Raw genomic sequence first — 21,948 nt, 5'->3', positions numbered from 1 at the left:
AGAAAGATCGAACAAAAGGCTACAGCATCGAGCTGGATTGCATCCACTCTTCTCGCCATGCAATAAATTCTTCCAAGGCTATTGGTTTGCTAACACAATAGCCTTGTATTTCATCACAGCCTAGCTCTCTAAGTGATTCAAATAGGGCGTAGGATTCCACGCCTTCTGCCACCACCTGTAACCCTAGATTGTGTGCAAGGTGGAGGGTGGAACTCACGATCACCTTATCATTTGGGTTTTCCAGCATGTTTAAAACAAATGATTTGTCGACTTTCAATTCATTGACGGGTAGCCGCTGTAGATAGCCCAGGGAAGAATAGCCGGTACCAAAGTCATCGATAGAGAGATGAAAGCCCATTTGAGACAGCTGCAGCAACGTCAGTTCTGATGTTTCTGGATCCTCCATGATGGCGCTTTCTGTGATTTCTAAACAGAGGCCACTGGCAGGGACATGGTATTCGCTGAGCCAGTGTTGTAAGTCATCGAGAAGCTGGGGGTTAATCAAATCCCATGTCGAGAGATTGACCGAAATAGTCAGTTGACCGGAGAGTGGCTGTAACTCCCGCCAATGCTGAATCACTTGTTGTATCATCCAGCGTGTCAGTTCCCTTACATAACCCGTTTGTTCAGCAAAAGGGACAAAGAAGAAGGGGGCAAGCAGGCCTCTTTCAGGATGTTGCCAGCGAATCAGCGCCTCTGCCGACGACACCACTTTGGTCGTGGCCATGACTTTGGGTTGAAGATAGACGCGTAACTCATTTTGTAATAGCGCCCGCCTCAACTCTGACAATAGAGAAAGATTTTCGGGATTGGCGGTGACCAAGGCACTGTCATAGAAAACAACTTGTGCTTTTTTGCGTTTGGCACTGTACATGGCGATCTGTGATGCGTTAAGTAAGCTATCAACGTCCCCGCCATCGCTTGGCCAAGTGGCGACCCCGATAGAGACACTGATATCAATTGGAGTATCGTTGACATAGAAAGGGGCATCAAGACGTTGTTTGATCCTTATAACACTGTCAACCAGCTCATCACGGTTGGTTTTTATTTCACCCACAAACTCGTCACCACTGATTCGAGCAGCAAAAAGAGGGATGCTTTCCGAGGTTAACGTGAGTCTTTGCGCCATTTCTTGTAACACCGCATCGCCCACATGGTAACCCAATACATCGTTGATGTGTTTAAAGCGGTCTAGGTTGATGGTGATGACCGAAATTGATTTGAGCGATGGATGGGCCAGCTCTTGTTTTAAGTGTTGTCGGAAGTGTTCCCGGTTCGGAAGATGCGTCAAAGTATCGAAGTAAGCGAGTTGGGTGATGGTCTGTTTTTGCTCCTGAAGACGTCCGCGCATTTGATCAAATCCCCTTGTCAGTTGACCAATTTCATCAGGACGCTGTGTACCTTCAATCGTTGCCGTGTAGTTGCCATCGGCCAGCGCTTCGGTTGCTTTGGTGAGTGTGATTAAAGGGCGGATAACGCGATGAGATAAGGCAAGAACGGCAAGAGTAAAGAGCACAATCGCCAATCCAGATACCCACAAATATTGAGAGGCGAGCTTGTCAAAGCGAAGGCTTGCCGCATCCAAAGATTCAAGGAAAACGACGGAAATCCAATTTTGACCGGCGAGCTTTTCAGTCAATGTATCCGTTACGTAAACTTTGTCCGCTATTGTACGGTCTTGTTCTCGAGAATCGGAGATCGCTTGAGAATCGCTCAATAAGGAAAAATAGTTTTTAATCATGGATTGGTTAGACACCACATAACGCTTAGGTGAATGGTTGAGTGATGATATGAGTGCGATATCAACCTTCGCCAGTTGACTAGCCAGCGCAATGCGCTGTTCGGTGATTTCAAAGCCAAACAACACATAGCCAATAATGCGTGGTGCTCGAATAGGGGCTAAGACAAATTGTGTCGGTTTACCTTGGTAAACCATTAAATGATAAGGTGTTTCGGTGGAAAACTGTTGCACTGCAACAACCAGTTCACCACGTGAGGCATCGGAAATATTTTCTTCTGAAAGTGCTCTCAAACGCCATTGAGTATCGATAAGTACAGCAACGGACGCATCCACTCGGGCAGCGTTGTTTTGCAATGCTGAAGTGATTGTCTGCTGATCTTGTGTTGCAACGGCGGTGCGAAAACCAAAGTCTGATGCGAGAAGGTCTGCGCTCTGTTGTAAGCGGGAGTTTGTTTCGATTAGCAATTGTTCCCAAACGCGTTTTGAAACATCCAGTGTGTTCTGAATCTCATCTCTTACATGAGTTTCGACTGTGGTTTGGACGAGAGCGAAGCTGACCAGCTGGATAGCAGCAAGAAACACGATCACCAGAGAAACAAAGCGACGAGCAAGGCTGGTGCGTAGGTAGTGACCAAATAGCGAATTCACAGATCCCCTCCTAACGCGGGCATCACGATTTCGACAGCAGCATTGTTTGCCGTTAAGCGTTTGCTTTGAGTGACGAGGGGAGAACCAATGGGTAACGCAGAATGCCACACTTCAATCTGATACGTATCGGCTGGTTGCTGAGTGAAGTGCACTTCGCCTTGATTGTCTGTTGTGGCGAAGAGTGGTGTGTCGGAGACTAAAATCCATGCCAGCATGCTATCGTGAATATTGCAGCCAATCTCGACAACCCCCGCCTTATCAAACACAACGGGTTTTTCTGGACGACCTGAATAGAGTTTGAGTTCAAATGTTTTTGCGTTTGAGAATGAGTAAACGTGGTGCCGAACTCTATCACGATTAGGAAACTCAACGGCACTGCCTTTGGTGATCACCAATACATTCGGGGTAAAAGTTCGGTGGTTTTGGCTTAATTCAGTGACAGGCATCGGCTGGAGAGACTGAAGAAGCGCGTCTGACTTGAGAAACACGACCGCGTTTTCAAGAGGTTCCCCTTGCTGAGTGAATACCCGTACTGTCAAATCCGCGGCGAAGCCGGGCAAGGAAACTAGAGACAGCCACAATAAATGAATAGTTCGTTTGCTCACGATGGTACTTCCTCAATAGCTCATTTGTGTTTTTGGATCTGTGCATCGCTTTTCGTGACGGCTTGATAGCGGTGATGTTTTAACTATAGATGAAAGATGGCAAACAGAATGTTTGATGCAAGTAGAAAGAAACTTGTGCGCTTTTTGGCCATGGAAACGAGGGCGAAATAGACTGGAGAGTTAGCCTAGTTCGGTATAGTAAGGATAATAAAAAGCCCCGCTGAATAAAGCAGGGCTTTGAGTTTGATTTGGTCAGAAATCGTGATTACGCGAGAAGTTCTTTCGCTGTGTTCACCACGTTTTCTACCGTGAAACCGAACATTTCGAACAATTGGTCAGCAGGTGCAGATTCACCGAAAGTCGTCATACCGATGATACGACCGTCGAAGCCAACGTACTTGTACCAGAAATCCGCAATGCCCGCTTCGATAGCGATACGTGCAGTTACGTCTGATGGCAGTACTGCTTCACGGTAAGCCGCGTCTTGCTTGTCGAATGCATCAGTAGCTGGCATTGAAACCACGCGTACTTTCTTACCTTCAGCCGTGAGTTGCTCAGCCGCTTTCACTGCTAGCTCAACTTCAGAACCTGTTGCGATTAGGATGAGCTCAGGCTTACCATCGCACTCTTTCAGGATGTAACCACCTTTGGCGATGTCTGCCACTTGCTCAGCGCTACGTGGTTGCTGTGCTAGGTTTTGACGAGAGAAAATCAGTGCTGATGGACCATCTTTACGTTCAATCGCCAGTTTCCATGCTACTGCAGATTCCACTTGGTCACATGGACGCCATGTGCTCATGTTTGGTGTTAGACGTAGCGATGCGATTTGCTCAACGGGTTGGTGAGTTGGGCCATCTTCGCCAAGACCGATAGAATCGTGCGTGTACACTTGGATGTTTTGCACTTTCATCAGCGCCGCCATGCGCATTGCGTTACGAGCGTATTCCATGAACATTAGGAATGTTGCGCCGTAAGGTACGAAACCACCGTGCAGTGCGATACCGTTCATGATCGCAGTCATACCAAATTCACGTACACCGTAGTGGATGTAGTTACCAGAGAAGTCGTTTGCTTCTAGCGATTTAGAACCCGACCACATAGTGAGGTTAGAAGGTGCTAGGTCAGCTGAGCCGCCCATGAATTCTGGCAGCATTTTACCAAACGCTTCTAGCGCGTTTTGCGATGCTTTACGTGATGCGATGTTCGCTGGGTTTGCTTGAAGATCGGCAATGATTTGGTTTGCTTTCTCTTCCCACTGCGCTGGAAGTTCGCCATTTACGCGGCGTTTGAACTCTGCGGCAAGCTCTGGATATGCTGCTTCATAAGCTGCAAATTTCTCGTTCCACGCTGCTTCCTTAGCTGCGCCTGCTTCCTTCGCTGACCATTCTGCGTACACTTCTTGCGGAATTTCAAAAGGACCGTGCTCCCAACCTAGTTCTTTACGTGTCGCTGCAATTTCTTCAGCGCCTAGTGGTGCACCGTGACAGTCGTGTGAACCCGATTTGTTTGGTGAACCAAAACCGATGATAGTCTTAGTACAGATTAGAGTCGGGCGAGGATCTGCTTTAGCGGCTTCAATTGCTGCGTTGATCGCTTCCGCATTGTGACCATCCACTGCTGGGATGACGTGCCAGCCGTAAGCTTCGAAACGCTTAGGCGTATCGTCAGAGAACCAACCTTCAACGTGACCGTCGATAGAGATGCCGTTGTCATCCCAGAATGCGATCAGTTTGCCCAGACCTAGCGTACCTGCTAGAGAACATGCCTCATGCGAGATACCTTCCATCAGACAGCCATCACCCATGAACACGTAAGTGAAGTGGTCAACGATGTCGTGGCCTTCTTTGTTGAATTGCGCTGCGAGCGCTTTCTCAGCCATTGCCATACCAACCGCGTTGGTGATGCCTTGACCTAGCGGGCCCGTCGTTGTTTCGATGCCCGGTGCGTAGCCGTATTCTGGGTGGCCCGGAGTCTTAGAATGCAATTGACGGAAGTTTTTCAGATCATCGATAGAAAGCTCGTAACCGCTCAAGTGCAGTAGCGAGTAAATCAGCATAGAGCCGTGACCGTTTGAAAGAACGAAACGGTCGCGGTCAGCCCATTCAGGGTTTGATGGGTTGTGGTTTAGGTGACCACGCCAAAGAACTTCAGCGATGTCCGCCATACCCATAGGTGCGCCTGGGTGGCCAGAGTTTGCTTTTTGTACGCCGTCCATGCTGAGTGCGCGGATTGCATTAGCTAAATGTTTACGATCCATAATAAATACCGAATATTATTTGAGTCTAAAGAGGAAATAAGTAGGGGAACGTTTGCGTTCCCCTAGTTTGATTCTGTGTGATTACAGTTTCGCTGCAATCATCGCTTCTAGTTTGCCTTGGTCAACGGCGAAGTTACGGATACCTTCAGCTAGCTTCTCAACCGCCATTGGGTCTTGGTTGTGCTCCCATAGGAATTCCGCGTGCGTCATTGGTGCTGGACGCGCTGCTGCGCCTTTAGAGTCAACCAGTTTCTCAACCACTTCACCTTCAGCCGCTTCTAGCTCTGCAAGTAGAGCAGGCGCGATAGTCAGACGGTCACAACCAGCCAGTTCTAGGATCTCACCGATGTTACGGAAGCTTGCACCCATAACGACGGTTTTGTAGCCGTACTCTTTGTAGTAGTTGTAGATCTTAGTAACAGACAATACGCCTGGATCTTCCTGAGCTTCAAAATCACGACCTTCTTTCGCCTTGTACCAGTCCATGATACGACCAACGAATGGAGAGATCAGGAATACGCCCGCTTCTGCACAAGCACGCGCTTGAGCGAATGAGAATAGAAGAGTCAGGTTACAGTTGATGCCTTCTTTCTCTAGGATTTCCGCTGCGCGAATACCTTCCCAAGTAGACGCCAGTTTGATCAGAATGCGATCGTTAGTGATGCCCGCATCGTTGTACATTTTCACTAGTTGGCGAGCTTTCGCTACGCTGCCTTCCATATCGTAAGATAGACGAGCGTCCACTTCTGTAGAGATTCGACCTGGGATTGTTTTTAGGATTTCTTTACCGATGTTTACTGCAAGCATGTCGCAAGTGTCTTGGATCTGCTGTGCTTTGTCATTGCTTTGAGTTTTTGCATATTCGATAGACGCATCGATCAGAGGCGCATACTCAGCGATTTGAGCAGCTTTAAGAATCAGAGAAGGGTTTGTGGTGGCATCTTCTGGTTGGTATTTCTTGATTGCATCAATTTCACCAGTGTCTGCTACGACAGTTGTTAGCTTGCGAAGTTGCTCTAACTTGTTGCTCATAATCGATCATCCTATATAACGGGCTATCGCTCGGTGTACACACCTAAGCCAATACATTTGTAAACTGACTAGCGAATAGTTTAGTGCGATTTTTGCAATGCACGCTCTATTCATCAGAAAAAATTTAGCAGCCGAACATTTGTTTTGAACATTTGCTCGATGGCTGAGTAAATGATGTATTCATATTTATCCTAACGTGTAGGAAAGTCAATGGTTGAGTGGCCTTTAAGGTGATGCTCATCAACGTTTTTTTTGTACAAAATCGAACGAATGACAATTAAACGTTTGCCCTTACTTGGCAAGGTTTCGCGGTCAAAACGATTTAACAAATAATTTACTGAGAAAATGTCATTTCAATGAGCAAAAGTTGCGGTTAGAATCGTGTGTAACATATGCTAAGTCAATGAGCATATGCTCAATGGCAGATTAAAATAGCACTCTGAAATGAGGGTGAGAGTAAATATGAGCAGTTCAAACCAAGATATATCGATTGAAAGCACGGATCTTCTCACGGAGATTTCGGTCGCTTACTATCAGGATGGCGCTACTCAGGAAGAGATTTCAAAGAAGTTTTCGGTTTCTCGCGCCAAAGTGGGCCGGATGCTTAAGCAAGCAAGAGACGAAGGGATCGTCGAAATCACCGTGAAGTATCACCCGGTGTTCAGTGCCAAAATTGAGCAGCGTCTAATTGAACGTTTTGGTGTGAAGCGAGCATTAGTCGCGCTTGACCAACCACAGGAAGAAGCACAGCGCCAGCAGGTGGCAGGTTTGGTCTCGAACTACCTGACGAGCACATTAAAAAATGGCATGGTGGTTTCGGTTGGGCAAGGGCGAAATGTCTCTGCGGTTGCGCACCACGTTGGTGTCATTACCCCGCGCGACTGTAAATTTGTCTGTGGGATTGGTGGAATTCACCCTCGCGGCGGTATGTTTAACGCTGACCATATTTGCCGGCAGTTGGCGAAAAAATATGGTGGTACATCAGAAACACTCTATGCGCCTGCGTACGCAGAAAACCGTGAGCAGAAAATGGCATTCATGCAAAACGCGACCGTGAAGCAGACCCTCGATCTCGCACGCAAAGCCGACATTGCTCTGATTGGGATCGGCGACATGAGCGAAAACAGCTATATGGTCGATCTGGGGTGGTTTACACCCGATGAAGTGGTGCAGTCTCGCTTACAGCAAGGGGTTGTGGGGGATTTCGCAGGTTATGACTTTTTCGATATTTATGGCAACGTCGCTAATACCGTAATGAGCGACCGTGTTATTGGTTTAGGTATTGAAGAGTTTAGGCCGATCTCCCAAGTCATCGCCATCGCGGCAGAAAACAGCAAGCCCTTGGCACTGCTTGGCGCGCTAAGAACGGGAGCCATTGATGTTGTCGCCACAAGTGTGAGTAACGCACTTACCGTGCTGAACCTTGACGAGCAGATGCAAGGAAAAGCGCAATAGCTGTTCGGGTTGCATATTTTTATGCAATTTATGCAATAAGGCTGTGAGAGTTTATAAATGACTCGCAGCCTGATTTGATTTCTAAGCTGAAAATAATCCCGAGGAGTACTTTTAAAACAGTTACTTGGAGGGACTTATGAAAAAAACACTGATCACCGCCGCTCTACTCAGCACGTTTGCTGGCAGCGTTATGGCACAAGAAAAAGTGGTTGCGGGTTACTTTGCTGATTGGCAATACGCGAACGCTTCAAATCCTTACACGGTTAAAGATATTCCTGCAGAAAAGCTGACTCATGTTATCTACGCCTTTTTAAGCATGTGTGGTCCTCATACTGGTGCATCAGAGACGGTGCAAAAGCTGGTAGCCAAACAGTGTGAAGGCAAAGAGCCATTTAGTGCGATTGTCGTTGATACCGAAGCTGCACTTGAAAAAGACTTCGGCAAGGTATCGGTAAAGGTGCCGTTCAAAGGCCATTTCGCCCAGCTTGCAGAACTGAAAAAACAGCACCCAGATCTTAAAATCCTTCCTTCTTTTGGTGGCTGGACTATGTCTGAGCCTTTCCATGCAATGGCTAAAGATCCTAAAGCGATGGCGCAGTTCTCAAAAACCGCCGTTGAACTTATCAAACAATATGACTTCTTTGACGGAATTGACTTGGACTGGGAATACCCGGGCGGTGGTGGCTTAACCACGTCCCCTTGGAATCCTGCGACGAAACTGTCTGATGAACAGAAAGCGGCAGAGCGCGATGCATTCACCTACTTGGTGAAAACAATGCGAGCAGATCTGGATTTGTTGGAGAAGCAAACCAAACGTCAATATGAGCTATCTACAGCAGTCGGTGTTGGATCGAAAGCGGCACAAATCGATTGGAAAGCCGCACAGCCATACCTAACCAACATGTTTGCGATGACCTATGACTTCCTCGGTGGGTGGGGGCAGCAGACCGGACACACCACCAACTTACATGCCACAGAACGCAGTTGGTGGGGCATGGGCGCAGATGTTTTCATCAATCAGATGATTGAACTTGGCATTCCTAGTGAAAAGCTGGTGATTGGCGCGGCGTTCTATGGTCGTGGATGGCAGGGAACAAAAGACTATGACGGTCAAGCGCCGAAAGGGGATCTGCTCTCTGAACAAGGCGCGCAATTTGGCACTGGCGAGAATGGCTACTTCATGTTCTGGGATCTGGTGAAGAACTATGGAGAGAAACAAGGCTATCAGTACAACTACGACGAACAGTCTCAAGCACCTTACTTGTGGAACCCAGAGAAAAAAGTCTTCATCTCATTTGAAGATCAGCGCTCGATTAAAGCGAAAGCTCAGTGGGCTAAGCAAGCCAATCTAGGGGGAATCTTTACGTGGGAACTTTCTGGCGATCCAAGCGGTAAGTTGGTTGATACCATGCATGCTGAAATGACAGGCAAGTAAAGTTCAGTCATTGGCTTTGATATAAAAACCCGCTGTTTTAGCGGGTTTTTGTTTACACGCAACAGGACTGTGAGCGTCTATTTTTCCGAGTGTTCGTCCATATAGACTTGCAGTTGCTCGACATTGAGTGGTTTTGCGTAGTAATAGCCTTGCAGCAAGTCACAACCAGATTCTGCGAGTTTGTTCGCCTGCAACTCTGTTTCTACTCCTTCAGCTAACACTGCCATGCCAAAGTTTTTCCCAATAGCAATGATATTTTTAACCATGTTGAAAGACTTTGCGTCATTCTCAATATTATCGACAAAGCTCTTGTCGATTTTCAACTCATCAATGGGCAGATCTTTTAGCATGCTTAACGAAGAATAACCGGTACCAAAATCATCCAGAGAGATTTTGAGCCCTTGTTGGTTCATCTCGTTGCAAATGGGTTTGAACTGATCAAGATCTTCAATAAACAAGTTTTCCGTTATTTCGAGAGTAATGCGCTTTCTATCAAGCCTTGCTGAGTCGATTGTGGTGATAAGGTGTTCGGCAAAATCCTGCTGAATAAACTGTTTGACAGAAATGTTGATTGAGAGGTTTAAGTCTTGACGCTGTGGTATCACATACGTTGCGATATCACTGACACTTCGTTCAATGATGAATTTACCCAGCTTAACCATAAGTCCAGAGCTTTCAGCAACAGGAATAAACAGATCGGGCGGGACAAAACCGAGCTCAGAATCCTGCCAACGAACCAAGGCTTCGACACCATGCAGCTTGCCATCCATATCGACCTGAGGTTGGTATACCATAAACAACTTCTGCTGCTCGATGGCAAACCGTAAACGTTGTTCAACTTTCATCTTGTATAAATGCTGCTCTTGCATTTCAGTCGTGAAAATATTGAACGAGTTACGCTCTTGTTTGGCTCGATACATTGAGATATCGGCGGCGCGAAGAAGCGCATCGAGGTCGTGACCATGAGTTGGATAAATGGCGATACCCACGCTACAGCTTAATAAGAACTGAACGTCGTTAATCACATAAGGCTCGGCCATTTTGGCGATCATGTTTGTAGCCAATGACTTAAGCAAAACGGGATCGCTTTCTTTAACCAATAAAATAAACTCATCACTAGCTTCACGAACGAGCAGGCGCTTCTCGTTGCTGAATGACCCTAATCGTTGTGTGATTTGTTTTAAAACTTGGTCACCGAAATCGTGGCCATGTGTGTCATTGACACTCTTAAAGTTGTCCATGTCGATGAACAACAAAGCAAAAGGTGAAGTCTTGTTTTTTAACCATAAATGAATGTTATCTCTGAGGTATCGACGGTTGGGTAACTGAGTCAAAGTATCATGTGTGGCTTGGTGGTGTAGGCGTTCAATGGTCTCTTTTTCGTTGTTCGCGATCGAGCGCACTAGACCATAGAAGGCCAGCTGTAGTATGGCAAAAATCAGTAAGTAAAAGCCAAACTGAGAGTAAAACAGCTGACGAATGTAGTGCATTTCAGTTGCGGATACTGCCCAAACACGATAGTCGGATAAGTATTTCACTGTCATCAAGTAAGACATCTGATGGCCCTGAGTCATCACGGTGACAGCTTCTTGTGAGGCTTTTAGCTCATCTTCAGAAATGGAGTGTTGTGATGCGGCGGCTGCGATCACTTCTTTATAACGATGATCTTCTATTGGCCGATCATAGCGGTTAACGAGCGATTCATCTGCTGACACAAAAGTGCGATAGCGATCGTGACGGACGAGGCTAACGATATTAAATGGATTTGCGTGAATGTTGTTTCTAAAGACCAGAGTAGACTCAACTTTTAGTCCAGCCGTCATAACGGCCTCGACCTCGCCCTGGCTGTTGCGGATCGATTTGCGAACAGGGATGATCAAAGAGTCGATGGCATCAAAATAATAGGTTCGGCCTAAGATCATACGGTTGGACTCGAGTGCTTCTATGAAACCTGCTTTTGTCACAGGATTATTCATTAGATTTTCTGCGCGGGCTAAATCGATGTTGCTGGTAACAGCAATAAAATCTCCATTTGGATTTGCCAAACCAAATCCGGCAATAATGGGGTGAATCTGCATCAGATTGTCTAAAATTGGCCGAATTTGTAGTGATGCAGTACGAGTGAAATCACTTTGATCAACCAGCCGCTGTCCAACTACTTCCAGTAACGACTCTTGGCTCTTAAACAGAGAGTCGACGGAAGACGAAAAAAGTTCAAGCTGCAGCAGTTGCTTATCTTGGTATTTCTGTAGATTGGAATGATAGAAATTATGGCCAAAAAGGATAAAAAGCCCCATGGTAACCACCACGAGGACCCAATAAAGCAGCCAAATATTGTTCTTCATTCCAGCCATTCTTTGCCTTCTGTTTGACGCTGTCTTCGTTAAGGTTCAATAGGTAATTGAGGGTTGGCTCCCCATTCCGTCCATGAACCGTCGTAGACAGACAAATTTTTGTAACCGATTAGGTATGCGCCTAATAACAAAATGCATGCAGTGACCCCCGAGCCACAACTGAAAATGATCGGTTTACTCTGGTCTAATGGTAGCGACTCGAAAGCCTCTTGCAAACCAGACAAAGGTTTAATATGGCCTTTGTCCATTAGTTGTGAAAACGGCAAACACAGGGAACCCGGAATGTGGCCACTGCGTATACCTTCTCTGGGCTCTGGGACCTGAGCTAAAAACCGTTCCATAGATCGTGCATCGACAATTGAGGCGGAGCGCAAATTACTGTGCTTCAGAACAATATCGGCATTTAAGAAATAATCTGGATCGATTTGTCCGTTGAATGTACCAATCTGTGATACTGCTTCAAAGTTGTCTTGGGTTTCAAAGCCTGCGTCAATCCAAGCTTTCAGGCCACCATTGAGCACTTGAACGTTATGATGTCCCATCGCTTTTAGCATCCACCAAGCTCTTGGCGAGGCGTAAGTTCCCGCGTTATCGTAGACCACGATATGGCTATCATTGTTTAGACCGATCTGTTGTGCTTTAGCATTGAAGGTTGCTTGATTGGGCATCATATGAGGCAAAGTACTGGAAAGATCGCAGAACTCGTGGTCGTAATCGAATCGACGAGCACCAGGGATGACCTTGCCGAAAATCTTAGGTTCAGCATTGGGAATCGTGAACTCCATGCTGGCATCTAAAATGACCAAATTTTTTTGATGTTTAATCTCATTCAGTTCACTGGCAGAAATAAGCGGGGACATAGAGTGATTTCCTTATGGTTTCTGGCATTCGATAAAGTGATAGCTAGGTTGCTCGGTGAGCGCATTTGTTCCTTTTGCTAAAAGCACTTGCGCAGGTGGCTGACAATCATTGTCGGGTTTGACCGTCAATCTCAGCACGCTGGAGTCGGGGAGCTTGACCGTTAAATAACGTCGATGCCCATCTAAAGATTGAGTTAACGTATTGCTAAGCAGTATTGCTTGAAGCCTCTCATTGTCCGGCTTATCTCTTAGCAGGTGTTGCAGCAACAGAAGCAAAACGATGCCTGACAACAGTAATCCAAATCCTTTTATGAGTGGTCTCATCGAATGCTCGTCAAAACAATTGGTTATTAGCGTTTAGGGCCAAGATAAAACAATTTCCTTCCGTTGTAACCATTTCCTTCCATCGCAACCACGGCACAAGTGGAGCGTTAAAAAAAGCCCTCGACAATAGAAGAGGGCCTTTCAATCAACTCTGGTTGGTGTGTTGTGAATCAGAGTTGCGTTGTGAATCATCGTTGCACACTGGGCAAGCGGGCAGTTTCATGAGGTTCATTTCTCGCCAAGACATCGTCATGGCGTCAAGGATCAAAATTTTACCGCTTTTAGGGGTACCAAATTGAGCCAACACTTTGATCGCTTCCATGGCTTGTACGGCGCCTATGATGCCAACGACAGGTGCCATGACCCCAGCTTCAACGCAACTCAGCGCATTTGAGCCAAATAGTGCGCTAAGACATTGATAGCAAGGCTCGTTAGCGTTTTGATAGGTAAAAACACTCACCTGACCTTCCATGCGAATCGCAGCGCCGGATACCAATGGCGTTTTGGTCGCAAAGCAGAGGCGATTCAATTGATTGCGCGTCTCCACGTTGTCACTGGCATCCAACACTAAGCTGTGGTTTTTGATCAAAGTTTCAAGCTCAGAGTCGCTAAGACGTTGCGCCACCGTTACCACTTCAATGTGAGGATTCAGCTCTCGTAGCGACTGAGCGGCGGACTCGACTTTTTTACGCCCAATATCAGCATCGTGATGCAAGACTTGGCGCTGCAAATTGGACAACTCAACAATATCGTCGTCAATCAATGTCAGCTTGCCGACACCCGCTGTCGCCAGATATTGACTCGCAGCGCAGCCAAGACCACCAGCACCCAAAATTAAGATGGAACTTTGTTTGAGAGCTTCTTGGCCTTCAAAATCAAACTGACGTAGGATGATTTGGCGGTTATAGCGCAGCATTTCCTGATCGGAAAGAATCTCCACCTTCAGCTCCTAAAACAGGGTTGAGTTAAACAATTCGATATTGACGGTTTCACCCACTTCAACACGTCCACGCTCTCGCTCTAAAACCACAAAACAATTTGCCAAGCTCATTGAACGAAACGCGCCGGAGCTTTGATTTCCTGTCGTTTCGACAAAGAACTGACCATTTTCAATGGTGTAAATACCGCGTTGGTAGTCGGTGCGGCCGGGTGCCTTTTTAAATGCCGTACGTGTTGTGGCAGGGATAGACTCCGGAGCTTTCCATTGCGAATGGCCCGCCAATTTGGCCAGCATCGGCTGAACCAAAACATACATAGTCAAAACGGCTGAAACGGGGTTACCTGGCAGACCGCAGAACCACGCAGTGCTGAGTTTACCAAAAGCAAAGGGTTTACCCGGCTTGATCGCCAGTTTCCAAAAACCGATTTCGCCTAGCTGTTCCAAAATGTCTTTGGTGTAGTCAGCTTCGCCCACGCTTACGCCACCAGAAGTCACCACCACATCCGCTTGTGATTGGGCTTTTTCGAAGGTGGCTTTTAATGTTTCAGGGCAATCAGGAATGATGCCGAGGTCGATGGCTTCGCAGCCAAAGTTCTCAATCAGCGGCTTAATACCGTAGCGGTTGCTATCGTAGATCTGACCTTCCAGTAGTGGTTCACCGAGTGATTTGAGCTCGTCACCAGTAGAAAAGAAAGCAACACGTGGTTTTCTGACCACTGTGACGTGGCTGATGCCTAAAGAAGCAATCATGGGAATATCACGAGGCGTGAGGCGAGCCCCTTGGGCCAAGACTAAGTCACCCGCTTGGATATCGTCGCCTGTTGGTCGAATGTTTTCGTTCGGCTTAATCTGGCACTGTTGGATGACAATACCTTCGTCGCTTACTTCGGTGTTTTCCTGCATGATGACGGCGTCACAGCCTACCGGGATTTTTGCGCCTGTCATGATGCGAATGCAGCTATTTTGCGGCCATTCCCCGTCAAAAGGCTGGCCTGCAAATGACTTGCCCGCAAGCGGTAGTGGTTGGTTGTGCTCTAAATCGGCAATGCGAATCGCGTATCCATCCATTGCAGAGTTATCAAAAGGAGGCACGTTAATAGGGGAAAGAATATCTTCAGCTAAGACATAACCAAGCGCTTCAGCAAGCGGTAGTTTTAACGTTGTTTGAATCGGTTTAATGCGGGAAAGCATTTTTTCCATCGCATCTTCAATTGGCATTAAGCCAGGTGCATCACAACAGCCCATATTGAATTTCCGTTGAATTATGGTTTTAGCGCACTTTAGCACAAATCGATGAGTGGCACGAATGACCCTCAGTAAAATATGGGTGTAATTATTCAAAAATCCGAGTATCCTTGTCAGCCATCCTAAAGGGGTATTCTTCCCTTTATGAGAGTCTTGAGATGTAAGAGGAAGTGGAATGTCAGGTCTTAGCGAATCCGCCCAACTGGTTAAACAAGCGTTAGAAAAGCGCGGTTTGGAAACGCCGATGGTGCCGAACCAATTCAGTCGTGAAGAAAAGAAAGAGAAAATCGAACACCACATGCGTGAGATCCTTTCTTTGCTTGAACTGGATCTGACCGACGATAGCTTGGAAGAAACGCCAAGACGCATTGCTAAAATGTACGTCGACGAAGTTTTTTCCGGCCTAGATTATCAGAACTTCCCTAAGATCACGGTGATTGAAAACAAGATGAACGTCAGCGAGATGGTTCGAGTGAAAGAGATCACCTTAACCAGCACCTGCGAGCATCATTTGGTGACCATTGATGGCAAAGCGGCAGTGGCCTATATTCCTCGCGGAAAAATCATTGGTTTATCTAAGATCAACCGCATTGTTCGTTTCTTTGCGCAACGCCCTCAGGTGCAAGAGCGCATGACACAACAGATTCTAGTGGCGTTGCAAACCTTACTCGAATCGGATGACGTTGCGGTAACCATCGACGCAACACACTATTGCGTGAAGTCTCGCGGCGTGATGGACGCGACCAGTGAAACCACCACAACCGCATTGGGTGGTATTTTTAAGAGTAACCCAGCGACACGAGCCGAGTTTCTGCACGGTTTGCGTTAATCGAAAGTTTATTGAATACAAAAAAACGCCCAACTCATGAGTTGGGCGTTTTTATGTCTGCGCATTCTTTTCGGCTATTTCAAAGCGTCAATGGAGGCTAAATCGCTGGTTTGGCTTTGAACACTTCGGGCCAATACATCTTAACGTAGCCAGCAGATACCCACACAACAAGCACGGTGGCAATGCTCAGTTCAAGAAAGCCAAAATCATGCAGCCATGCCCATTGGGGGTGGGACTCGGCAAAAAATGCCGTTAAGCGATGCATCGCAATGGCACTGATCACCGATGGGAAGGTAACGGCCGCGATGGAAGGTTGGAACTTCAATCTCAGTAACCGAATGTAGCACAAGTAAATCAGCAGAGTCATGGTAATGGCTATGCCCGCTAACGCGCCAGTAAGAATAGGATCTGGCTCTTTGAAGTTCACCAAATAAGCGGCCAGCGAAAGGTTAACCGGAGCGGCCATGATGGCTAATGTTGGCCTTGCTCGTTTAGGCAAAGAGCCAAAAAACACCAATCGGTAGAGAACCAGAGGCAGTAGGAAGAAATAGATCCCAATGCAGACCATAGCCAGTGTTTCTGAAAAGACATTGTGTCCAAATTGAGAACCGGCCAATGAGCTGCTAATCAATCCAACAGGATAGAGGAACCAGCTTGGCACAATATTGGACATCTTGAAATTCATGATTTGGAAACTGAAAAACAGCACCATCATGGTAAAGTGCAGCAAAACCGCCATAAACCAAAGAGGGTAGGCGATCAATGGAGATACGACCGCCAAATAATCGCACAACACCAGCAGCGCCATACTCATCGGAGCCATCAAACTTCCACTCAAAGGATGACGAATATCGTTGAGAAAGGTTTTAGCGTTGGTGGCGTATTTGGCCAATACAGGTAAGAGCAATATCGCGCCAAAAGCCGCGAGAAAAGGACGAATCGGAACACCCACTTCAGGCAAGTAAAGCGCCCATGCTTGCCCAAGTCCAATGACCCCCAATGCCAGTGCGGCTTGTGATGGTGGCACGTTTTGAACCTGTACCAATTTTCTCCAATTCAGCGAAAATTCCATTTACGAATTTAACCTCAATTCGACGCATTATTTTTAGATATTGATGATAAAAGTGATTTCCCTTGTTCACTTTTGACTCGATTCGAGTGTCTGGAGATCATTCATAGCATGATATCTGATTTGAACAGCCGAAACATACAACGGTGACCTTCAGGCGACGCTGATGGTATCAATTTTGCTGTGTACTTGCTTGGAAAAAATCGAACAGTGAGAAAAAAATCGGGATAAAGTGGTTTATCCCGAATCCATACTAGCGTCTTACGCCTGTGGGTTTTGTTGCTCTGGTAGATCTTGCTGACGCAACTTATCGTTCTTGATGGTTCTGTGTAGAAGCTGACTGTAGATGGGCTTACCGCCACAAACTTGCGCACAAATTACCGCACCGAGACTGGTAATGATCAGTGGCAAAATGAGGTAATAGTTGTTGGTCATTTCAATCACGAGCAGAATTCCCGTAATCGGCGCGCGAACCGTGGCGGCGAACAAAGCGCCCATACCCGCAATGGCGAACATGCCCGGCTCGATGGGAAGATCGGGAAGTAGGATTTTCGCGGTGGCACCAAAGGCATAGCCAAATAGCGTGCCCAATGCCAACATAGGCGCAAAAATCCCGCCGGGTGCACCTGAGCCAAAACAGATTAAAGTGGTCAACACTCGTCCGACAAAGAGCATCACCAGCAGAGAAACGCTGTAGTTGCCGTTAGTGACGTCTGGAATAAGATGAATGCCGCCGCCCGTCAACTCGGGAACATACAGCAACAGCAAACCAAAGATGCCACCGAGACAGGTTCCGGTGATCAAATAACGTTTGCGATCATTCTTGTGCAAGGCAACGAAGGCGTCTTGTGCGACAGTCACCAGTTTATTGAACAGCACACCAAAAACGCCAAAAAGTCCGCCCAATAACAAAAAGAGCCACAAAGCTTTTAGCTCGGGTGGTTGATATTGCGGCATGGTGATGACCGCATCTTGGCCGTTGATGGCACGAAACACGATATTGGCCATAACAGCAGAAATAATCACGGCTCGAATAGAGATCAGCGAGTAACGAAATTGTGGACGCATCTCTTCGACCACGAACATGATCCCCGCAAGAGGAGCATTAAACGCGGCGGCCAAACCACCTGCCGCTCCTGACGCGAGTAGAGAGTGGCGAGTGTCGTCATCTTTCACTCGGAAAATATCCGTGACCATGCGACCAACGGCACCGCCCATCTGAACGGTAGGCCCTTCTCGGCCCAGCACCATTCCTGAACCCAGTGCCCCCATGCCGCCAAAAAACTTCACGGGAATGACTCGCCACCATCTGACTGGGCGGATATTGTCCATCGCCCCCTCGATTTCTGGGATACCTGAGCCAGCGGCCTCTGGCGCAAAGCGGTGAACCAGAAAATACCCCACGAATGCAAGCGCTGCACTGATCAAAATTGCCGCAAGCCAAAGCGGCAGCAAATGACCAATTTCACTCTTTAACCACTCCGTCCGAGTCTCGGAAACAAAATGTACGGCGATTTCGAAATAGGTTCCAACCAGTCCTGCCAATATGCCAACCAATGCGGCTAAGAAAAGGACAGAAATAGGTGTTGAACCGTGTGAGAGAAACTGATTGATTGCATCTTTGGGCACTTTTACTAGAACGGACTGAATGATTCTCTCACGCTTGGTCATGTGTATCTCCAACGCCAAAATTTCGAGCTCAGATTATAAGCGAAGCTAGGGTTGTGCTTTAGTTACGAAAGATGCAAATTAGTTTTTCATAATTCAGCGTGGTAAAAGCAAAAAATTGTGATAGATGGCACGTTATTTAAAGGGAATTTCTTGCAATTTAACCAATGTGTACCACACTTAAATCGTAAAGCAACATGCTGCTCGATAAGGAGGGATGTGAGGTTTTACACACAATTTGGATGGAATCAAAACTCTACTGTAGTTCCTCGTTTTTTGTTAGGGATGCATCTATAGTAATCCCAAATCGCAGACTCACGATTGAGTAACGAGGTAAAGGCGCACTGCTAGGTGCGCCTTATTGTATTTGTACCCTTATATGACACCCAAGCTGTCGATGTGCGTTCTCGTTAAAAGAACGTAATCACTGTCGCGTCGGTGGAAAGGTGAAAAAGTTACTTAGGTTCTTACTTTGTTTCGCTATCTAGGTCAGTATCAAGTGAAGGGATACTTTCGTTTTCTACCACTTCGCCTGCGGCTTCCAGTTTGGCACGTTCTGCTTTTGAAATGTAACGTGGTTTGTTACTTTTATGCAGTTTCGCGTTTTGCTTTTTCAGCTTCGATTTGAAAATTTGATTGATTTTCTTTTTGCGGTTCATTGTTGTTGCCCCCGTGAAAGGTGGCTGAGAATAATCATTTGTCGCACAAAGTACAAGTGAGTTTGATTTAGATAAATGAAAATAGTTCTCGACAAAGCGTAAAATTGACAAAGTGATTAATAAATATTGGTTCTACGATGGCGTCAAAAATACTGATGGGGGCATTGGCCACTGAGTTCAAAACGGTTGCAGCGATGATTCGCATCTATTGCAAGGATCACCACCACGGCGATACCTTGTGTGAGGAGTGTCGGGCACTAATGGACTACGCCGAAGTGAGGTTGGACAGATGTCCTTATGGCGAAGATAAGCCAACTTGCAATCAATGCCCCATCCATTGTTACAAAAAAGCACAGAAAGAACAGATGCGTTTGGTGATGCGTTATTCAGGACCACGAATGTTATTGGTTCATCCTATTTTGGCGATTCGTCATTTGCTACATGAACGAAAACCGGTGCCAGACAAGCCAACACCGGAAAGCTCTAACCGCCATAAAAGGCTCGCTAAGAAACCGTAACAACGGTTAAGTTTTTAATCCAAAATTTTTGTGTGTAGCGTCGGTAGCACAGCGCTAATTTCACAATTTCTTCAGCCAACATTAGCGCATAGACGACTTTAAACTCCATGCCAGCGATAAAGGCTGCTAAAGCACACAAAGGAATACCTGTCATCCACATGGCGATAAAGTCCATTCTTAAACAGAATACGTTGTCGCCACCTGCGCGAATGATGCCATTAATGATGGTCATGTTTAGCATGCGAATCCAGATCCCGCAGCAAAGGATGATCACCGCAGGCGCTGCTAGTGGTTTCAGTTCTTCACTGTTGAGATTGAGCCCAGATAAAATCCACTCTCTGTTCAACAACATAAATGCGCCGACTGACACGCCAACGACGAAAACGACCTTGATAAAATACGCGGCCATCGCTTGCGCACGGTCAAACTCGTTGCGCCCGAGTGACTGACCAATAAGCACAGAACAAGCGACCGAAATACCAAAAAAGATTGCGTAACATAATGATTCAAAAGGGCCAAGCATACTGAAAACAGCAAGCTCTGTGGTACCCATATGGCCAAATATAATTTGGTAGGCCATGGTGCCAATTCCCCATAAAACCGCGCCCAATGTCACCGGCAACGCCAAGCGACGGTAGGAAAGCCAAAGGGAAGGGCGATCTGCGGATGCTTCTGTTTCGAGCAACCAATGGCGCTTGTATTTCATAAACCCAAGCATGAGTACGACTTGCAGAGCGCGAGAAATTGACGTTGCCAAAGCGGCTCCTGCAACGCCCATCGCAGGCACGCCGAGCCCACCTTTAATCAGCCAATAGTTGAGAGCAATATTGACGAAAATGGTCACGGAGCCAATGAATAAGGGTGTTACGGTATCGCCAGAAGAACGCATGCTCGATTCAATCACAATCACGATATGGGTCAGCAATAAAACCGGTAGCGCGTACCAGAGATACACGGAGCCAAGTTCAATGACGGTTTTATCGTTGGTTTGCAGCATCATGATGAACTGCGAACCCAAGGTGATCAGTAAACTGACAGGTATCAGCACTTTCAACCCAAAGTTGAGGGCAATGAGAGAAACGGCTTTTGCACTGCGGCGATCGTCTTTGCCCCAGTATTGCGCAACTAACGTACCATTTGCGGAAGCAAGACCTGCCATGATCATAATTGCAATGAAATGCCATTTTGAGGCGATTCCCACAGCGGCAGTCGCTTCTTTCCCAAAATCACTGACCATTAAAACATCTGCCAATGCCAAAATAGCCACCAGTGCACTTTGAATTGCGACTGGAAAACCAAGTTTGGCGATTGTCTTTAATAGCCCTTCTGGTAAGGTGTTCTGAGCACTATTGTTCGTTAGATGCGTATTCATTTCGTCTCCTCTGTTTCTGAGGGGACTATATAAGGATTGCTTGCGAGTTAACATGTTTGAAAAATCACAAAAGCTGTGCAAATCCGTCATTGATGGTTATTTGCCAAAGCAGCAATGGATAGATGAAGTCCATCTTGCCGATCGATGTAAAGAGCGATTCTTAACGTTGACGGAGATCCCGGAGTGGCGTAATGCAGATGTGTTTATGGCAGGCATTGCTGAGCTAAAAGATGGCTACTACGTTGAGCGGTATGGTGTGGGTGTACATACGTTGCTGTTTACTCTCAAAGGTGGAGGGGTTCTGATAACGAAAGAGGCAGTAAAGGAAATTCCGCCTTACTCCTTAACTATATTGCCAGCGAAAACGCCTTTTCGTTTTGAGATGAATCCTGACCTTGCGCATTGGGATATGATTTGGTTGTTGCCGCAACCAACAGACAAATGGGCACACATTGCTCAAATGGGTCAAACCGTCGTGAGCTTTCGTGAGTCAGAACAGATTTGGTCGTTGATGTGTCTGCTTTACGGCGAAATTGGCGGGCGAACAAGTTACCGAAGAATGTTGGTTAGCGAAGTGGTGAGAATGCTATCGCGCATTGAGCCCGGTATTCCAGGTTCACTTTCACGCGTGCAAGCCCTATTTAATGAGGTGGAAAGCCAACTGCATTTGCCGTGGAGCGTTGCCGAAATGGCGGAGCACTGTTTTATTAGTGAGGAACAGTTCAACCGCCTAACAAAGCAGTTGTTTGGCCTTTCACCTCGCGCGCGTTTAATTCAACTTAGAATGGAGAAAGCGGCGGATCTCCTTCGCTATAGAGAGTGGACGATCACCATGATTTCCAATCGACTCGGTTATAAAGACCCTTATAACTTCACTCATCGTTTTAAGAAATATTTTGGTCTATCGCCGACTCAATATCGTAAAACTCAGCTTTAG

18 protein-coding genes are annotated in these 21,948 nt (G+C 46.7%); 5 read left to right on the top strand and 13 right to left on the bottom strand.

Annotated elements, in window-relative coordinates; all coding sequences use genetic code 11:
• Positions 1-19: 19 nt before the first annotated feature.
• From LZU85_RS03990 to tal, 4 genes are all read right to left on the bottom strand, one after another.
• On the bottom strand, positions 20-2,389 hold the full coding sequence (locus tag LZU85_RS03990; RefSeq protein ID WP_237286426.1) for a putative bifunctional diguanylate cyclase/phosphodiesterase: 2,370 nt from the start codon (positions 2,387-2,389) through the stop codon (positions 20-22).
• Positions 2,386-2,994, bottom strand: a complete 609-nt coding sequence (locus LZU85_RS03985; RefSeq protein ID WP_237286425.1) for a methylamine utilization protein — start codon at positions 2,992-2,994, stop codon at positions 2,386-2,388. The genes LZU85_RS03990 and LZU85_RS03985 overlap by 4 nt, the downstream gene beginning before the upstream one ends.
• Positions 2,995-3,259: 265 nt before the next feature.
• On the bottom strand, positions 3,260-5,251 hold the full coding sequence (tkt, locus tag LZU85_RS03980) for a transketolase (RefSeq protein WP_237286424.1): 1,992 nt from the start codon (positions 5,249-5,251) through the stop codon (positions 3,260-3,262).
• 81 nt (positions 5,252-5,332) lie between these two features.
• Complete coding sequence (gene tal, locus LZU85_RS03975) at positions 5,333-6,283, bottom strand: transaldolase (RefSeq protein WP_237286423.1); 951 nt, start codon at positions 6,281-6,283, stop codon at positions 5,333-5,335.
• A gap of 462 nt (positions 6,284-6,745) precedes the next feature.
• On the opposite strand from tal, the gene LZU85_RS03970 reads away from it, so the two are divergent.
• Together LZU85_RS03970 and LZU85_RS03965 are read left to right on the top strand one after the other, a co-directional pair.
• Positions 6,746-7,738, top strand: coding sequence for a sugar-binding transcriptional regulator (locus LZU85_RS03970; protein WP_176299009.1), 993 nt, complete (start codon positions 6,746-6,748; stop codon positions 7,736-7,738).
• A gap of 136 nt (positions 7,739-7,874) precedes the next feature.
• Complete coding sequence (locus LZU85_RS03965) at positions 7,875-9,173, top strand: glycoside hydrolase family 18 protein (RefSeq protein ID WP_176299010.1); 1,299 nt, start codon at positions 7,875-7,877, stop codon at positions 9,171-9,173.
• A gap of 77 nt (positions 9,174-9,250) precedes the next feature.
• On the opposite strand, the gene LZU85_RS03960 is transcribed toward LZU85_RS03965, so the two are convergent.
• The 5 genes from LZU85_RS03960 to moeA all read right to left on the bottom strand — a co-directional run bounded on the left by LZU85_RS03960 (position 9,251) and on the right by moeA (position 14,896).
• Complete coding sequence (locus LZU85_RS03960; protein WP_225453390.1) at positions 9,251-11,527, bottom strand: bifunctional diguanylate cyclase/phosphodiesterase; 2,277 nt, start codon at positions 11,525-11,527, stop codon at positions 9,251-9,253.
• A 29-nt stretch (positions 11,528-11,556) separates the two neighbouring features.
• The gene (locus LZU85_RS03955; protein WP_060534169.1) at positions 11,557-12,387 is read right to left on the bottom strand and encodes a sulfurtransferase; all 831 of its coding nucleotides are present in this window, start codon (positions 12,385-12,387) and stop codon (positions 11,557-11,559) included.
• A 12-nt stretch (positions 12,388-12,399) separates the two neighbouring features.
• The gene (locus tag LZU85_RS03950) at positions 12,400-12,711 is read right to left on the bottom strand and encodes a hypothetical protein (protein WP_225453391.1); all 312 of its coding nucleotides are present in this window, start codon (positions 12,709-12,711) and stop codon (positions 12,400-12,402) included.
• Between the two features lie 145 nt (positions 12,712-12,856).
• Positions 12,857-13,651 (bottom strand): molybdopterin-synthase adenylyltransferase MoeB, encoded by a 795-nt coding sequence (gene moeB / locus LZU85_RS03945; RefSeq protein WP_130194679.1) that lies wholly within the window; start codon positions 13,649-13,651, stop codon positions 12,857-12,859.
• A 9-nt stretch (positions 13,652-13,660) separates the two neighbouring features.
• Complete coding sequence (gene moeA / locus LZU85_RS03940; RefSeq protein ID WP_225453392.1) at positions 13,661-14,896, bottom strand: molybdopterin molybdotransferase MoeA; 1,236 nt, start codon at positions 14,894-14,896, stop codon at positions 13,661-13,663.
• A 175-nt stretch (positions 14,897-15,071) separates the two neighbouring features.
• Here moeA and folE point away from each other — a divergent pair, with 175 nt between their 5' ends.
• Positions 15,072-15,725: a GTP cyclohydrolase I FolE gene (gene folE / locus LZU85_RS03935; RefSeq protein ID WP_011081489.1), complete on the top strand. Its 654-nt coding sequence runs from the start codon at positions 15,072-15,074 to the stop codon at positions 15,723-15,725.
• A gap of 97 nt (positions 15,726-15,822) precedes the next feature.
• Here the strand turns inward: folE and LZU85_RS03930 are convergent, their stop codons facing one another.
• The 3 genes from LZU85_RS03930 to LZU85_RS03920 all read right to left on the bottom strand — a co-directional run bounded on the left by LZU85_RS03930 (position 15,823) and on the right by LZU85_RS03920 (position 19,121).
• Entirely contained in the window at positions 15,823-16,785 is a 963-nt protein-coding gene (locus LZU85_RS03930) for a TDT family transporter (RefSeq protein WP_474001636.1), read from the bottom strand.
• Positions 16,786-17,055: 270 nt separating this feature from the next.
• A complete protein-coding gene (clcA, locus tag LZU85_RS03925; protein WP_176299016.1) occupies positions 17,056-18,465 on the bottom strand; it encodes a H(+)/Cl(-) exchange transporter ClcA in 1,410 nt (469 codons plus the stop codon).
• 464 nt (positions 18,466-18,929) lie between these two features.
• Positions 18,930-19,121, bottom strand: a complete 192-nt coding sequence (locus tag LZU85_RS03920; protein WP_176299017.1) for a DUF2986 domain-containing protein — start codon at positions 19,119-19,121, stop codon at positions 18,930-18,932.
• Between the two features lie 137 nt (positions 19,122-19,258).
• On the opposite strand from LZU85_RS03920, the gene LZU85_RS03915 reads away from it, so the two are divergent.
• Positions 19,259-19,639: a nitrous oxide-stimulated promoter family protein gene (locus LZU85_RS03915; RefSeq protein ID WP_176299018.1), complete on the top strand. Its 381-nt coding sequence runs from the start codon at positions 19,259-19,261 to the stop codon at positions 19,637-19,639.
• Here LZU85_RS03915 and LZU85_RS03910 read toward each other — a convergent pair.
• Positions 19,626-21,011 (bottom strand): MATE family efflux transporter, encoded by a 1,386-nt coding sequence (locus LZU85_RS03910; protein WP_176299019.1) that lies wholly within the window; start codon positions 21,009-21,011, stop codon positions 19,626-19,628. The genes LZU85_RS03915 and LZU85_RS03910 overlap by 14 nt on opposite strands.
• A 52-nt stretch (positions 21,012-21,063) precedes the next feature.
• Between LZU85_RS03910 and LZU85_RS03905 the strand changes: the two genes are divergently transcribed.
• Positions 21,064-21,948, top strand: a complete 885-nt coding sequence (locus LZU85_RS03905; RefSeq protein WP_237286422.1) for an AraC family transcriptional regulator — start codon at positions 21,064-21,066, stop codon at positions 21,946-21,948.

It is taken from the genome of Vibrio floridensis (assembly GCF_021852965.1).
GTDB classification, from domain to species: Bacteria; Pseudomonadota; Gammaproteobacteria; order Enterobacterales; family Vibrionaceae; genus Vibrio; species Vibrio floridensis.
The sequence above is the reverse complement of the archived record's forward strand: the minus strand, read 5'-3'. Positions and strand labels throughout refer to the sequence as shown.

Excerpts from the sequence above, each read along its gene's own strand:
- tkt (WP_237286424.1), bottom strand. The coding sequence starts at position 5,251 with ATGGATCGTAAACATTTAGCTAATGCAATCCGCGCACTCAGCATGGAC.
- tal (WP_237286423.1), bottom strand. The coding sequence starts at position 6,283 with ATGAGCAACAAGTTAGAGCAACTTCGCAAGCTAACAACTGTCGTAGCA.
- LZU85_RS03970 (WP_176299009.1), top strand. The coding sequence starts at position 6,746 with ATGAGCAGTTCAAACCAAGATATATCGATTGAAAGCACGGATCTTCTC.
- LZU85_RS03965 (WP_176299010.1), top strand. The coding sequence starts at position 7,875 with ATGAAAAAAACACTGATCACCGCCGCTCTACTCAGCACGTTTGCTGGC.
- LZU85_RS03960 (WP_225453390.1), bottom strand. The coding sequence starts at position 11,527 with ATGGCTGGAATGAAGAACAATATTTGGCTGCTTTATTGGGTCCTCGTG.
- LZU85_RS03955 (WP_060534169.1), bottom strand. The coding sequence starts at position 12,387 with ATGTCCCCGCTTATTTCTGCCAGTGAACTGAATGAGATTAAACATCAA.
- LZU85_RS03950 (WP_225453391.1), bottom strand. The coding sequence starts at position 12,711 with ATGAGACCACTCATAAAAGGATTTGGATTACTGTTGTCAGGCATCGTT.
- moeA (WP_225453392.1), bottom strand. The coding sequence starts at position 14,896 with ATGGGCTGTTGTGATGCACCTGGCTTAATGCCAATTGAAGATGCGATG.
- folE (WP_011081489.1), top strand. The coding sequence starts at position 15,072 with ATGTCAGGTCTTAGCGAATCCGCCCAACTGGTTAAACAAGCGTTAGAA.
- clcA (WP_176299016.1), bottom strand. The coding sequence starts at position 18,465 with ATGACCAAGCGTGAGAGAATCATTCAGTCCGTTCTAGTAAAAGTGCCC.
- LZU85_RS03920 (WP_176299017.1), bottom strand. The coding sequence starts at position 19,121 with ATGAACCGCAAAAAGAAAATCAATCAAATTTTCAAATCGAAGCTGAAA.
- LZU85_RS03915 (WP_176299018.1), top strand. The coding sequence starts at position 19,259 with ATGGCGTCAAAAATACTGATGGGGGCATTGGCCACTGAGTTCAAAACG.
- LZU85_RS03910 (WP_176299019.1), bottom strand. The coding sequence starts at position 21,011 with ATGAATACGCATCTAACGAACAATAGTGCTCAGAACACCTTACCAGAA.
- LZU85_RS03905 (WP_237286422.1), top strand. The coding sequence starts at position 21,064 with ATGTTTGAAAAATCACAAAAGCTGTGCAAATCCGTCATTGATGGTTAT.